Below are 13,596 nucleotides of genomic sequence, written 5' to 3'. Positions count from 1 at the left end.
AAGCGGACGGTCCGGCTCATCATGCCGTCGGGAGTGGTGCGAACCGGGCCCTGGGGTCGGCGAGTGTGGGATGCATCACGCGCATCACCGGCCACGAGGGTCACAAGCGGTCGGAATGGGCGGATTACCGGGCGAGTTCGGACTCCATCACCGTCCGCAGCCGCGCCCCCGCCCTCCGGTCCTCCCGCGCCCGCTCCAGCCGCAGCCGCGCCGAACGCCCGCGCAGCGTCAGCGTCATGAGCTGGTTGCCGAACCACGGCCCGCCCGTCCTGCGCCAGTCGATCGGTGGCCGCGAACAGCCCCCGTGCCCCGCGAACCGCCGGCCGAGCGCCCGCGCCACCGCGCTCCAGCCGAAGCGGAAGCCGAGCCGGATCGCCAGCGGGACGGCGTTGTGGACGGGTGAGCAGGTCAGCTGGAAGACACGGGCGGCGGGCCCGCCCCCGTGCCGCCAGGTCGGTTCGGCCACATACGCGTGATGCACATCCCCCGACAGCACGCACACCGTCGCCGGCGCCTGCGCCCCCGACCCGGCCTCGGCGATCAGGTCCGCCAGCGCGTCGAAGGACGCCGGGAACGCCGCCCAGTGCTCCAGGTCGGCCCCCCGCCGCAGCTTCTCCCCGAACCGCGCCCAGCGCTCCCCGCGGTCACCTCGGCACAGGGTGGCGTTCCACGCCTCGACGTCGTGCACCAGGTGCGGCAGCAGCCAGGGCAGGGAGGTGCCGATGAGGAGGTGGTCGTACGAACCCCGGCCCTCCAGTGCCTGCTCGCGCAGCCAGCGCGCCTGACCAGGGTCGAGCATGGAGCGCGCGCCCTCCTCGAGGACCCGGGCCGCCCGCGTGTCCACCATCAGCAGCCGTACGCGGCCGAAGTCGCGCCGGTAGCTCCAGCGCACGGAGGACGGGTCGGTGTCCGCCCGACTCGCGAAGGCGCGCAACAGGTCGGTGCCGTCGGGGACTTCGCGTACGGCGGCGTAGAGCGGGTCGGCGGCCAGCTCGGCCGGCGACAGGTTCCCCAGGTGCTGGTGCACCCAGTACGACATCAGCCCGCTCAGCAGCCGCTCGCGCCACCAGGAGGTGGCCCGCATGTCGGCGAGCCAGGCGGCGGAGGTGTTCCAGTCGTCGATGACGTCGTGGTCGTCGAAGATCATGCAGCTGGGCACGGTCGACAGCAGCCAGCGCACCTCGGGGTCGAGCCAGGACTCGTAGTAGAGGTGGGTGTACTCCTCGTAGTCCGCGACCTCGTCACCCGGCGGGTCGCTCAGATCGCGCCTGCGGGCCAGCCAGCGCTTGGTCGCCTTGGAGGTCTCGTCGGCGTACACCTGGTCGCCCAGCAGTACCAGTACCTCCGGCCGTTCACCCGTCGGGTCGGCCGCCATCCGGGCGGCCAGTGTGTCCAGGGCGTCCGGGCCGACCGGGTCCTTCTCACCGGCCGGCGGTGCGGCCCAGCGGCAGGAGCCGAAGGCGAGGCGGACGGTGTCGGCCTCGGTGGCGTCCGCGGCGGGGGTGCGGATGACGGAGGGCGGGAAAGGAGAGTCGGGCAGCGGCCATACGCGCATGCCGTCGAGGAGGACCTCGTACGCCTCCGAGGACCCCGGAGTCAGGCCGGTCACCGGGATCAGGGCGTAGTGGTGGCCCGCGATCTGGAAAGTGCGGGACGTGCCCCCGGCGCCGGCCGTGCCGCGCACCTCGGCGGTGCAGGGACGGGTCGCCTCGACCCAGACGGTCGCGGACGAGCCGTCGGCGTACCTCAGCAGTGGTCCCAGGCGCAGTTCGGCCACGTGATCGCCCGCCCCTTTCCTAGGGTCGGTTCGCCTCCGGGGCGCTTTCAGCCGGTGTCCGGACGGCGATCGCGCGGAGGCCCGAAGGGCTGAGCACGATCGCCTTCCGACACCGGCGCGCCCCTTCGGCTCACCTCCGTCGTCGCCCCGTACGGTACGGAACGACGGAGGTGAGCGGGGAGGTTCCGCAGGTCACGTTTTGCCGAACTCCGCCGGCCGGACCCGGGTCAGCAGCTCGCGAGGTAGTTCGTGAGGGCGGACTTCTCCGCCGAGTCGACCGAGAGGTCGTAGTAGTACTTCACCTGGACCCAGGCGCGGACGTAGGTGCAGCGGTAGGCCGTGCGCGACGGCATCCAGGTGGCCGGGTCCTGGTCGCCCTTAGCCTGGTTGACGTTGTCGGTGACCGCGATCAGCTGCGGCCGGGTCAGGTCGTTGGCGAACGACTGGCGCCGGGAGGTGGTCCAGCTATCGGCGCCGGAGTCCCAGGCCTCGGCCAGCGGGACGAGGTGGTCGATGTCGAGGTCGGAGGCGGCGGTCCAGGTGGCGCCGTCGTAGACGGAGTACCAGCTGCCGCTGGTGGCGGCGCAGGCGGAGTCCTGGACGACGTTCGTGCCGTCGCGCTTGAGGACGACCTCGCGGGTGTTGCAGGTGCCGGACTGGGTGATCCAGTGCGGGAAGAGGTCGCGGTCGTAGCCGGTGCGGTCCTCGGCGGCCACGGTGAGCGAGGCGAGGTAGGTGCGGGCGGTGGTGGCGCTGACGGGCGTGGGGAGCGCGGCGGAGGCGGTCGGGCCGTTGAAAAGTCCGACGGAGGCTATGAGGCCGGTCAGCGCCGCGAGTATGCTGACGCGTTGACGCGCGTAGAACTTCGACATTGCGAACTCCCTTGGGAGGTGGGGGCGTTGGCGTGCGGGCGTTGGAATGCTCGCGGCGCCGCATTGCGGGGAGGTGTGCGTCCGGTAAGAAGTTAGTGACGCGTTCATGACACGACAAGGTTGAGGGCGGGACTTTCTCCCTGTGAGTTCGTCGACGACGTCACGTACGATGGGCGGCGCAGAAGGGGAGTAGCTCTTCGCCGGACCGTCGACATACTGCTCAGCTCGTCTGAGCCGGCGCCCGGAGGCGGACCTCGTTCACGGGGTCGGCCAGCGAGACCTTCGGCAAGCAGTGCACGCCCGTGTCGCATGGCACGGGTGCCTACGTGTGCTGCCGTGCCGAGGTGTCGCAGCGCAGTGCATCGCTCTCGGTGGGGCAGCCCCGACCGATTGAGGAACCTTGATCAGCTTCACCGTGACGGCGGTCGTCTTCGGCGTCGTCTTCCTCGCCGAACTGCCCGACAAGACAGCGCTCGCCGGGCTCGTCCTCGGTACGCGCTATCGCGCCTCCTACGTCTTCGCCGGCGTCGCCGCCGCGTTCGCGGTCCATGTCGCGCTCGCCGTGGCGGCCGGCAGTGTGCTGACGCTGCTGCCGCAGCAGATCGTGCACGCGGTGACGGGTGTGCTCTTCCTGGGTGGCGCCGCGGTGCTGCTCATGAAGCAGGACGAGGACGAGGAGGAGATCCGCAAGCCCGAGAACCAGTCCTTCTGGAAGGTGTCCGGGGCCGGGTTCATGCTCATCCTGGTCGCCGAGTTCGGGGATCTCACGCAGATCATGACCGCGAACCTCGCGGCGCGTTACGACGACCCGCTGTCGGTCGGGCTCGGTGCGGTGCTGGCGCTGTGGGCCGTGGCGGGGCTCGGGATCGTCGGCGGGAAGGCGCTGATGCGGCGGGTGCCGTTGCGGCTGATCACCAAGGTGGCGGCGCTGCTGATGCTCGGGCTGGGTGTGTGGAGTCTTTGGGAGGCGGTTGCCGGGTGAGGCCGGGGGCCGGGTGGTCCCGGTGAGGCGGGGGGCGGTGCGTGAGCCGGGTGAGGCGGGTGCGAGCTGAACTGTCGGTGAACGGTTTCTGGAGGCGGTGGCGCGATCGGGATCGGTTTTGTACCGTGGGGGAACAAAGTGGCTCCCGCCCGTTTTCCCTGACCGGCGGGCGGGACCACCTTGTCCTTCCCGGGGGCCACCCCTGTACCCCCGTGCCCCTCGCCCTGGAGCTGTCGATGCCGGCCACCCCTGTGTCCTCCGTGCCCGCCGCGCCCACCGTCCTCACCGCCCGTGCCCTTCTGCTCGACATGGACGGCACCCTCGTCAACTCGGACGCCGTCGTGGAACGGATCTGGCGGCGCTGGGCCGAGCGGCACGGGCTGGACGGCGACGAGGTGATGAAGGTCGTGCACGGGCGGCAGGGGTACGCCTCCATGGCCCTGCTGCTGCCCGACCGGCCGATGGAGCAGAACCACGCGGACAACGCGCGCATGCTTGCCGAGGAGACGGCGGACGTGGAGGGCGTGGTGCCGATTCCGGGCGCGCCGGAGTTCCTGGCCTCGCTGGAGGGGCTCCCGCACGCGCTCGTGACGTCGGCCGACGTCCCGCTGTCCACGGCGCGGATGGCTGCCGCCGGGCTGGAGCTGCCGGACGTGCGCGTGACCGCGGAGTCGGTGGGCGCGAGCAAGCCGGACCCGGAGGGCTTTCTGAAGGGGGCGGCCGAGCTGGGGGTCGCGCCGGAGGACTGTGTGGTCTTCGAGGACTCCGGGGCCGGGATTCAGGCGGGGCGCTCCGCGGGGATGCGGGTGGTGGGCGTCGGTCCGAGGGCGGGCCTCCACGGGCCGGACGTGGTGGTGGCGGACTTGCGGCAGGTGCGGGTCGAGGCTGTGGCGGGTGCGGGGATTCGGGTGGTTGTCGCCTGAGAGCTCGGGGGTGCGGGTTCGTGGGCGGCCGCGGGTGGTACGTAGCTGGTCGCGCAGTTCCCCGCGCCCCTGGAGGACGCCGCAGCCGCCCACGCACCGGCATGTTCCGAGCTCCCGGGCGAATGCGTCACGGATCCGTCGTCTCCGACTCCAGCCGCTCCCGCGTGGCCAAGTCGTACACCCCGTACTCCTCCGGCTGCACCCCCCGCGCCCACTGGTACCTGCTCACCGCGTCCTCGACGCCCTCGTTGTAGCTGCCCCTGGCCTCCCGCGTGTAGAGGCCGAGTTGGGTCAGGCGTAGTTCGAGTTCGGTGACCTCGGAGCCCCTGTCGCCGCGGCGCAGGGTCGGGGGCTCGGGGTCTCGGGCCGCGGCGGACTCCTCCTGGGAGTCGGCGGCCTCCGTGGCCGAGGGGGCGGTGGTCGTCGGTTCCGTCGAGGGCGTCGGGGTCGGGGACGCGCCGGATCGTGACGGGGACGGTGAGGGGGGCACGCTCTCCGTGGGGGACGGGGGTGCGGGCGGCGGTGCCGGCCGCGTCGACCTCTCCGCGGGGGAGGGCGGCTCCGACGCCTCGCTCGTCGACGGCGCGGGGACGCTTGCCCGTACGTCGTCCGGCAGTGCCGTGTCCCGTGACGGCTTCTCGTACGCGAACAGGCCGCTCGCCAGGCCCGCCGCCGCGATCACGGCCACGAGCGCGCCGCCCGTGCCGAGCAGGACGGTGCGCGCACGGCGGTGGCGGGTCGCAGCCGCTCTGTCCGGGGCGTCCGCTCCGGTGCCGTCCTCGGCCGCGGCCGGCTCGAACAGGCGCAGGTCCCGTGTGCCCGGTGGGGAGGGCGGCATCGGTGTCGGGGCGGCCGGCGGTATCGGCCGCAGCGGCATCGTTTCGTCATGGGGGCCGGGAGCGGGGGCGGGGGTGGCGTTGTCGTCGGCGGCCTCCAAGTCCACGTATGGCCGTATCCGTAGCGGATCGAAGTCCTCGGCCGCGGCCGCTTCCGCCGTACGGGCGTCTCGGGCGGCCTCGGAGGCGCGTTGGCCGCAGTCGCACGACGGGGTGTTGTCGGCGTCTCTCGGCGTACCGCACTCCGGGCAGGGGTGACCGGTCCGGCCTATCGGTCCCTCCCGGTCTTCCGGACCCTTCGCGCCTGTCCGCTCTGTCACGCCTTCGTCCCTCCCCCTCGCGAACTCCCCAGATTATGCAGACGTCCCTCACGTCATCTCCGTAGCCCCCGGAAGGGCTGATTCCAAAGGGACTCGACAGGCCATAACCGGCCATAGCGATCACGATGGGGGGTGTAACGAGACCCTCGGGAGGTCTTCATGGCCGGGGACGCGCACGGTGCGACGGGAAATGTGCGTGACGCGCAGCCCCCGAGGCGAGGAGCGGAGGCGCACGAGAGCGTGCCCGGCAACGTCCTCGTCTCCATCGGCGCGCTGCTTCTCGGCATGCTGCTCGCCGCGCTCGACCAGACCATCGTCTCCACCGCGCTGCCGACCATCGTCAGCGACCTCGGCGGTCTGGAGCATCTGTCCTGGGTCGTGACCGCCTATCTGCTGGCGTCCACCGCCGCGACCCCGCTGTGGGGCAAACTCGGTGACCTGTACGGGCGCAAGCGGCTCTTCCAGATCGCGATCGTGATCTTCCTCGTCGGGTCCGCGCTGTGCGGCATGTCGCAGAACATGGCTCAGCTCATCGCCTTCCGGGCCGTTCAGGGGCTGGGCGGTGGCGGGCTGATGGTGCTGTCCATGGCGATCGTCGGCGACATCGTCTCGCCGCGGGAGCGGGGGCGGTACCAGGGGCTGTTCGGTGCGGTGTTCGGGGCGACGAGTGTGCTCGGGCCGTTGCTCGGCGGGGTGTTCACGGAGCATCTGAGCTGGCGGTGGGTGTTCTACGTCAATCTGCCGGTCGGGGTGGTCGCCCTGGTGGTCATCGCGGGTGCTCTGCGTATTCCGCGGAAGTCGACGCGGCATGTCATCGACTATCTCGGGACGTTCCTGATCGCCTCCGTCGCCACCTGTCTGGTGCTGGTCGCGTCCCTCGGAGGGACCACGTGGGGGTGGGGGTCGGCGCAGATCGTCGGGCTCGCGGTGCTGGGTGTGGTGCTTGCCTTTGCGTTCGTCGGTGTGGAGCGGCGGGCTGCCGAGCCTGTGCTGCCGCTGAAGCTGTTCCGGGTGCGGACCTTCTCGCTGTCCGCCGTCATCAGCTTCATCGTCGGGTTCGCCATGTTCGGCGCGATGACCTATCTGCCGACGTTTCTCCAGGTCGTACAGGGCGTCAGTCCGACCATGTCCGGGGTGCACATGCTGCCGATGGTCGCCGGCATGCTGCTGGCGTCGACCGGGTCCGGGCAGATCGTCAGCCGTACCGGGCGGTGGAAGGTCTTTCCGGTGGCGGGGACCGGGGTCACCACGCTGGGGCTGCTGTTGCTTCATCAGCTCGAGGTGGACAGTTCGACCTGGGAGATGAGCCTCTACTTCTTCGTGTTCGGGCTGGGGCTCGGGCTGGTCATGCAGGTGCTGGTACTGATCGTGCAGAACGCCGTCTCGTACGAGGACCTCGGTGTAGCCACCTCCGGGGCGACCTTCTTCCGGTCCATCGGGGCCTCGTTCGGGGTCGCCATCTTCGGCACGATCTTCGCCAACCGGCTCGACGACAAGCTCGTGGAGGCGTTCCGGGGGATGCGGCTTCCGGCCGGTGTCTCGTTGGAGGGGCTGGAGGCCGACCCTCGGGACATCGCGCGGTTGCCCGGGGCGATGCGGCCGGCCGCGCTGGACGCTTACGCGTCCTCGATCACCGATGTCTTCTTGTACGCCGCGCCTGTCGCACTGGTCGGGTTCGTGCTGGCCTGGTTTCTGCGGGAGGACAAGTTGCGGGGGTCTGTGACCGCGCCCGATGTCACCGAGACCCTGGCGAGCAATCCCGTCGAGCGGTCGTCGTACGACGAGGTGTGCCGGGCGTTGTCGGTGCTCGGGACGCGGGAGGGGCGGCGGGAGGTGTATCGGGAGATCACCGAGCGGGCCGGGTACGACCTGTTGCCGGCGGCCAGTTGGCTGTTGCTGAGGATCAAGAAGTACGGGTGGGTGGAGCCGGCGGTGCTGGCTGAGCGTAGCTCTGTGCCGCTGACGGTCATCCTTGATGCCGCTCGGCAGGTCGAGGAGCGGCGGTTGGCTGCGCGGGAGGGGCTCGATCTGGTGCTGACCGGTCGGGGGCGGGAGGTTGCCGAGCGGTTGGCCCGGGTTCGGGAGGCGGCGTTGGCCGAGTTGTTGGGGGATTGGTGGGGGCCGGATCGGCCTACTGATTTGGTGCAGTTGGTCAAGGAGTTGAATGAGGAGTTGTGTGGGTCGGATCGTGAGCAGCCGGGTACCTCCGGCGGTTGAGCAGGGGTGCCTGCGGCGGCCCGTTTCGGTGAGTGGGGGCTGGTCGCGCCCACGCGGCGGTAGCCGCGCATTCAACACAGCCTCGCGCCCCTGGGGCGCCTGCGGCGGCCCCTTGCCGTCGTCAGATCAGGGGCTTGGTGAACCAGTGGTCGGCGTAGGGGTCGTTGTTGTGCGGGGGTGTCTCCTCGTAGCCGAGTTTTGTGTAGAGGGCGCGGGCCTCTGTCAGGTCGTGGCGGGTGTCGAGGATCATGCGGGTGGCGCCCAGGGCTCTGGCTGTGTCCTCCGCGGCCTGGATGAGGAGGGGGGCGCCGCCCTTGCCGCGCATCGGCGGTCGGATGAACACCCGGGTCAGTTCGGCGGTTTGCGGCTCCAGGAGTCTTACGCCTGCTGAGCCCGCCGGGGCGGTGTTGTGGCGGGCTATCAGCAACTGGCCCTTTGGGGGGTGGAGTTCGTCCCAGGTGCGGGCGGCGATCTCGCGTTCCAGTTCGTCCGGGGCTGTGCGGCGGCCCTCGTGCAGGAGGTAGTAGCGGTCGCTGACCTCTGTGTAGTACGCCCGCCAGAGCGCGATGGCAGTGGGGGAGTCGGGGGGTTCCGGGGTGACGGTCCAGGTCATGGGGTCATTCTGGGGACGGGGGGCGGGTGGCGCGCAATCGGATATGTGTGGCCTCCGCGCCGTCCAGTACCTGTGTTTTCCGCCATTCGACGGGCTGGTCGCCGATGTTGTCGAAGAGGCGGCGTCCGCCCTCGCCGGTCAGGACGGGTACGACGTGGAGGAGCAGTTCGTCCAGCCATCCGGCGCGGATGAACTGCTGGACCAGGTCTGCTCCGCCGGCGAGGGAGACGTCCTTGTCTCCCGCCGCTTCGCGCGCCAGGGCCAAGGCGTGTTCGGGGCCCTCGGTGATGAAGTGGAAGACCGTGCCGCCCTCCTTGGCCAGGGACTCGCGGGGGGTGTGGGTCACGACGTAGACCGGCGCGTGGAACGGTGGGTTGTCGCCCCAGGGGATCTCGCCGGTGATGTACATGGTGTGGCCCATGACGACCGCGCCGAGGCGTTTGATCCAGGCGGCGACCAGGTCGTCCTCGGGGCCGCCCGTGCCGCCCTTGATGCCCAGCTCCCTGCGCCAGCTCCGGAGGCCGTACACCCACTTGTGCAGACGTTCGCCGCCGATGCCCAGGGGGTGTTCCCGGCCTGGGTCGGGGCCTGCGATGTAGCCGTCGAGTGACATCGTGAGTTGGGCGATGACTTCACTGCCCATGGCTCTTCTCCTTCGGGGTGGGTGGGTTGAATCGGTGTCTTCACCCTTACGTCGATCGAGGGCGGGCTGGATCGACACGCCGGGGGTGGTTGATTCGGCGACCGTTTGAGGAGCCTTTTGGGGGCAACCCGGCACGCATGTCCACAGGTGTGATCATTCTGATCGTGATAGTGGCGGTCGTCGTCGTGATCGGCGCGGCCGTCCTGGCTCTGCGTGCTCGGGGTACGCAGAGCGGTCGAGGCCTGAAGCAGCGCTTCGGGCCCGAATACGAGCGGGCCGTGGCCCGGCACGACGGGGACGCCAAGGCCGCCGAGCGTGAGCTCGCCCAGCGGGTGGAGCGGCACGGCGGGCTGCGGGAGCGGCCGCTGGAGCCGGAGGAGGCCGAGCGGTTCGAGGCTCGCTGGACCGCGGCCCAGGAGCACTTCGTCGACTCGCCGAAGCAGGCTGTCGACGAGGCGGACCGGCTGCTCGCCGACCTGGCGCAGGCACGGGGTTTCCCGGACGGCGCGCAGTACGAGGAGCAGCTCTCCGCCCTGTCCGTGCACCACGCCCGCCATGTGCACGGCTACCGGCACGTGCACCGGTTCGCCCACGCGCGCGTCGGTGACGGACGGGAAGGCGGCGGACCGGGGACGGAGGAGATGCGCGAGGCCATGATCGAGGCCCGTGCCCTGTTCGAGGAGCTGACCGGGCCGGTCGAGCGTCGCCGTGGGGGCTCGCGCGAGTCCCGGGAACACCATGGGGCCCATGAGTCCCGCAGGGGCGGCGACGGTCATCGTGGCCATCTGCCGTGGGCCTTCACCGGACGTCACGCGAAGGGGAGTTGAGTGGCATGACGGACGCGACGACCACCGGCATGGGTGTCGGCAAGGGGATGGGCAAGGAGACAGGAGCGGAGACCGCGACGGGGACCGGGGCGGGAGCAGGAGCGGTTCGTGGTTCGGCGAAGGGCGTGGGTGACGTCGCCTCGCTGCTGCCGCACGATGAGTCCGACAAGTTCGAGCTCAAGCTCCAGCACGCCGTCGCCGGGTTCGTCGACGGTCCCCGGGCCGCCGTCGAGGAGGCCGATCACCTGGTCGAGGACATCGTGGGGCGGATCACCGACGCCATGGCGCAGAGGCGTCGCACGCTGCGTACGTCCTGGCAGGCGGCCGACGAGCAGGCCGACACCGAGCAGCTCCGGCTCGCGCTGCGCGACTACCGGGAGCTGGCGGAACGGCTGCTACACCTCTGACACTCCTGGCGCGTGTGACCCGTCCGCCGTCCGGCGCCTCTCCTGCCACTCCCGTACGACCTGTTCCACGTCGTATGGCCTGCGGCCCAGGGGAGGGCCGGGCGGCGGCTTCAGCAGCATGTCGCGGATCTTGGCGTTGACGTCCGTGATGATCTTCCGGACCGTGCGCTCGGACCTGGCCGCGTACGCCGCCGTCAGCGCGTCCTCCGCCTCCTTGCGCAGAGCCAGCGCCGGGGGCAGGACCGACAGGCCCTCACGGGCCATCTTGCGTTTGACCCACCACAGTTCGTCGTACGGAGCTTCCAGGTCGTTCGGCAGTGGCTTCCCGGCTCCGGGCAGGGTGTCGAAGTCGCCGCGCCTCTGCGCGTCGTGAATCTGCTTGTCGACCCAGGACTCGAACGGGACACCGGGGGGCTTTCGCTCGGTCATGAGTTCATTGTGCCGGACGCGGCGGTGCCGGGCGATTTATCATGCGGCGTCGGTGGCCAAAACGGCTGCCGTACAAGGACGTTTCAGGAGGAGCGCACGTGCTCGAACTCACCATGGCCGCCGTGTCCGCGGCGGACGAGGGTGCCACGGCCGGCATGCTCATGGCCGACGCGCCCAGCGAGCCGGGTGCCGTGCTGCGGGTGGGCCGGGACAAGTCGGTGTGCCGGCTCTCGACGCCGGACGACTGGCTGTTCGTGTCGCGGGTCCACCTGGAGTTCCTGTGCGGGCCCGACGGCACCTGGCAGGTGAGCTGGCTGCGCGGCTCGCAGCCCGACCCGTCCTCCGAGGTGCGGCTGACGGTGGGGGACTTCGCCCAGCCGATCGGCTACGGCGGGACCGTGCCGTTGCCGAGGGGCGGCAGCGGCGAGATCGTCATCCATGACCGCACCGCGCCGCGCAGCGTCAACGTCGGCTTCTACCACGAGGCTTGAGCGTGCCGGGGTGCGTGGCTCACGCCAGGACGCGGGCCAGCGCGAAGCCGTCGTAGCCCTTGGTGCCCACCGTCTGGATCGCCGTGCCGCTGAGCCTCGGGTGGCTGCCGATCAGTTCGATCGCGGTGCGGGTGCCCCGGACGTCCGGCGCCGTGCTGTCGGCGTCGGCGACCCGGCCGCCGCGCACCACGTTGTCGACGACGATCAGACTGCCCGTGCTCGTGAGCCTGAGGGCCCACTCCACGTAGTGGGGGTTGTTGGCCTTGTCGGCGTCGATGAAGACCAGGTCGAAGGGGGCCGGGTTCTCGTCGGCCAGCTTGGGCAGCGACTCCAGGGCCGGGCCGACCCGCACCTCGACGACCTTGTCCAGGCCCGCGCGCGCGATGTTGCGGGTGGCGACCTCGGCGTGCTTGGGGCTGTACTCCAGCGAGATCAGGCGGCCGTCGGCGGGCAGGGCGCGGGCCAGCCAGATGGTGCTGTAGCCGCCGAGCGTGCCGATCTCCAGGATGTTGCGGGCGCCCTGGATCTGGGCGAGGAGATGGAGGAACTTGCCCTGGGGTGCGGTGACACTCACGGGCGGGAGCTCGGCGGCGTCGCTGTCACGCAGGGCCGCCTGGAGAGTGTCGTCCTCGATGGAGAGGTGGGCGGAGAAGTAGTCGTCGACGTCGTCCCAGAGCTGCGACTCGCTCATCGCCTTGCCTTTCGGTAGCTAGTTAGAAGAGCTAACTAGATGTTCTAACGAATATAGTCGCGCGCCCGTTCCCCGTCGGGGATTTCCGTATCCCCGTCGAGGTCTCCAGGATCCTGGATTCAGCCGATCGGCGCAGGCGGCTGAGGTGGGGGAGGGGGCGAGGCCGGCCGTCGGGACCGGCGTACGGCCAGCGCGGCCGTCGTGGTCACGGCCAGGGCGAGTCCGCCGGTCACCGTCAGCAGCCAGGCGGGGAGGCCGGCCACCGTGCGCAGCCGGTCCTCGTGGATCACCTGCTGGAAGGTGCCGTCGGTCCTCGCGCGGCGCAGTACGTGGTCGCCGGTGATCCGCTCGGGGCGCGGGAACTCCTGGCCGATCGCGGTGAGGAACGGGGTGCCGGACGCCAGCTCGGCCAGCGGGCCGGTCCTGGCCTTCACCCGGTCGGCGTAGGTGACGCGGGGGCGTTCGCCGCCGATCCGGGAGCTCGGTTCCATGCGGTGCGCGGCGAGGACGTACAGGCCGAGCGACTGCGGGGTCTCGGCGAGGCGGGACAGGCGCATCGGGTAGACCGGCTCGTCGGCCCGGAAGGTGAGGTGCAGCGGGTCCAGGGTGCCGGTCAGGGGCTCGCCGGTGGTGTCGGGGGCCAGCTTCACGGCGACGTACTCCCAGCGCTTCTGGACGTACGGCCGCAGGGCGCCGTCCAGGCGGGGCGGCAGGGTGAAGCCGTTGCTGTCCAGCCAGTTGCCGAGGGCGTCGGGGTCGGTGGCGGTCAGCCGGGCCACGTCGAAGGGGCCGAGCCGCTGCCGGCCGACCACGTCCACGGGAGGTCCGGGGCCGAAGCGGGGCGGGCGCGGGCCGCGGGGGGCGCCGTCGCCGGTCACCAGGGGCCAGTCGCCGCCCTGGGGCCAGAAGTGGGAGCGCTCGCGCTGCACGGGGGCGGTGATGTCGTGCAGTTCGTCGAAGAGGTCCGGGTCGCCGAGCCGGACCGTCGCCCGCCCGGGCACCGGCATGATCCACGCGACCCGCTCGGCGTCCCCGGCCACGGTCAGCCGCATCACGACCTGCTCCCGCACCCCGTCCCACCGCACGACGGACTCCTCCCGCCCGACCGTCACCCGCCCCGCGTCACCGGGCACCATCGCCCCGCAGCCACACGCCCACGCGGGGGCCGCGAGCTGGCCGAGCTGCAGGGCGAGCAGGGCGAGGAGGACGGCGAGGACGCGGGGGCGGGTCGGCGCGGCGGCTCCCCGGGTCCGGGCTCCCGCCCTCCCCGCCGCCGGCACCCGCGCCAGGACCCCTCGTCGCCGTAAACCCGCCATCGCGCGCAGCCCCCTCCATCCCCGCAAGCCCCGCACCGGGCTGACACCAGGGCATCAGACGGTACGGCGGACGGCGCGGTTCCGTTGCGGCGACCCCACCGGAGGCGAGCGGATCGCCCCGCGACTATCGTCATCCGGACAAAAGGAGAGCGGACGACAGGTGAAGTAAGGGTTGCCTGCGTCTCTCCCGGGGGTGTGCGAGCCGCATAGGGTTCGTAGAGATTCCTTACGCGTGGGACGTGAAACGACCGG

General features: G+C 71.1%; 14 protein-coding genes. 6 read left to right on the top strand and 8 right to left on the bottom strand.

What is annotated here, in order from left to right; translation table 11 throughout:
• Nucleotides 1-124 precede the first annotated feature (124 nt).
• Together ABIE67_RS14915 and ABIE67_RS14910 are read right to left on the bottom strand one after the other, a co-directional pair.
• Nucleotides 125-1,777 (bottom strand): alkaline phosphatase D family protein, encoded by a 1,653-nt coding sequence (locus ABIE67_RS14915; protein WP_370257179.1) that lies wholly within the window; start codon nucleotides 1,775-1,777, stop codon nucleotides 125-127.
• 227 nt (nucleotides 1,778-2,004) lie between these two features.
• Nucleotides 2,005-2,649 (bottom strand): HNH endonuclease family protein, encoded by a 645-nt coding sequence (locus ABIE67_RS14910; protein WP_370257176.1) that lies wholly within the window; start codon nucleotides 2,647-2,649, stop codon nucleotides 2,005-2,007.
• A gap of 400 nt (nucleotides 2,650-3,049) precedes the next feature.
• On the opposite strand from ABIE67_RS14910, the gene ABIE67_RS14905 reads away from it, so the two are divergent.
• Nucleotides 3,050-3,631, top strand: a complete 582-nt coding sequence (locus ABIE67_RS14905; protein ID WP_370257172.1) for a TMEM165/GDT1 family protein — start codon at nucleotides 3,050-3,052, stop codon at nucleotides 3,629-3,631.
• Nucleotides 3,632-3,867: 236 nt separating this feature from the next.
• Entirely contained in the window at nucleotides 3,868-4,554 is a 687-nt protein-coding gene (locus ABIE67_RS14900; RefSeq protein ID WP_370257168.1) for an HAD family hydrolase, read from the top strand.
• A 127-nt stretch (nucleotides 4,555-4,681) separates the two neighbouring features.
• On the opposite strand, the gene ABIE67_RS14895 is transcribed toward ABIE67_RS14900, so the two are convergent.
• Nucleotides 4,682-5,710: a peptidoglycan-binding protein gene (locus ABIE67_RS14895; RefSeq protein WP_370257162.1), complete on the bottom strand. Its 1,029-nt coding sequence runs from the start codon at nucleotides 5,708-5,710 to the stop codon at nucleotides 4,682-4,684.
• Between the two features lie 159 nt (nucleotides 5,711-5,869).
• On the opposite strand from ABIE67_RS14895, the gene ABIE67_RS14890 reads away from it, so the two are divergent.
• Nucleotides 5,870-7,927, top strand: coding sequence for a DHA2 family efflux MFS transporter permease subunit (locus tag ABIE67_RS14890; RefSeq protein WP_370257160.1), 2,058 nt, complete (start codon nucleotides 5,870-5,872; stop codon nucleotides 7,925-7,927).
• Nucleotides 7,928-8,048: 121 nt separating this feature from the next.
• Here the strand turns inward: ABIE67_RS14890 and ABIE67_RS14885 are convergent, their stop codons facing one another.
• Both ABIE67_RS14885 and ABIE67_RS14880 read right to left on the bottom strand, forming a co-directional pair.
• A complete protein-coding gene (locus ABIE67_RS14885) occupies nucleotides 8,049-8,540 on the bottom strand; it encodes a GNAT family N-acetyltransferase (protein WP_370257157.1) in 492 nt (163 codons plus the stop codon).
• Nucleotides 8,541-8,544: 4 nt separating this feature from the next.
• Nucleotides 8,545-9,183 (bottom strand): dihydrofolate reductase family protein, encoded by a 639-nt coding sequence (locus ABIE67_RS14880; protein ID WP_370257154.1) that lies wholly within the window; start codon nucleotides 9,181-9,183, stop codon nucleotides 8,545-8,547.
• A 137-nt stretch (nucleotides 9,184-9,320) separates the two neighbouring features.
• Between ABIE67_RS14880 and ABIE67_RS14875 the strand changes: the two genes are divergently transcribed.
• Together ABIE67_RS14875 and ABIE67_RS14870 are read left to right on the top strand one after the other, a co-directional pair.
• Nucleotides 9,321-10,010, top strand: a complete 690-nt coding sequence (locus tag ABIE67_RS14875) for a hypothetical protein (RefSeq protein ID WP_370257150.1) — start codon at nucleotides 9,321-9,323, stop codon at nucleotides 10,008-10,010.
• 5 nt (nucleotides 10,011-10,015) lie between these two features.
• Entirely contained in the window at nucleotides 10,016-10,417 is a 402-nt protein-coding gene (locus ABIE67_RS14870; protein WP_370257146.1) for a hypothetical protein, read from the top strand.
• Here the strand turns inward: ABIE67_RS14870 and ABIE67_RS14865 are convergent.
• Entirely contained in the window at nucleotides 10,406-10,846 is a 441-nt protein-coding gene (locus ABIE67_RS14865; protein ID WP_370257142.1) for a DUF1992 domain-containing protein, read from the bottom strand. The genes ABIE67_RS14870 and ABIE67_RS14865 overlap by 12 nt on opposite strands.
• A gap of 98 nt (nucleotides 10,847-10,944) precedes the next feature.
• On the opposite strand from ABIE67_RS14865, the gene ABIE67_RS14860 reads away from it, so the two are divergent.
• The gene (locus ABIE67_RS14860; protein ID WP_370257137.1) at nucleotides 10,945-11,337 is read left to right on the top strand and encodes a hypothetical protein; all 393 of its coding nucleotides are present in this window, start codon (nucleotides 10,945-10,947) and stop codon (nucleotides 11,335-11,337) included.
• 19 nt (nucleotides 11,338-11,356) lie between these two features.
• On the opposite strand, the gene ABIE67_RS14855 is transcribed toward ABIE67_RS14860, so the two are convergent.
• Entirely contained in the window at nucleotides 11,357-12,028 is a 672-nt protein-coding gene (locus ABIE67_RS14855; RefSeq protein ID WP_370257132.1) for an O-methyltransferase, read from the bottom strand.
• A 119-nt stretch (nucleotides 12,029-12,147) separates the two neighbouring features.
• Complete coding sequence (locus ABIE67_RS14850) at nucleotides 12,148-13,344, bottom strand: DUF2330 domain-containing protein (RefSeq protein ID WP_370257127.1); 1,197 nt, start codon at nucleotides 13,342-13,344, stop codon at nucleotides 12,148-12,150.
• Between the last annotated feature and the right edge of the window lie 252 nt (nucleotides 13,345-13,596).

Origin of the sequence: Streptomyces sp. V4I8 (genome assembly GCF_041261225.1) — a bacterium.
GTDB lineage: Bacteria > Actinomycetota > Actinomycetes > Streptomycetales > Streptomycetaceae > Streptomyces.
The sequence above is the reverse complement of the archived record's forward strand: the minus strand, read 5'-3'. Positions and strand labels throughout refer to the sequence as shown.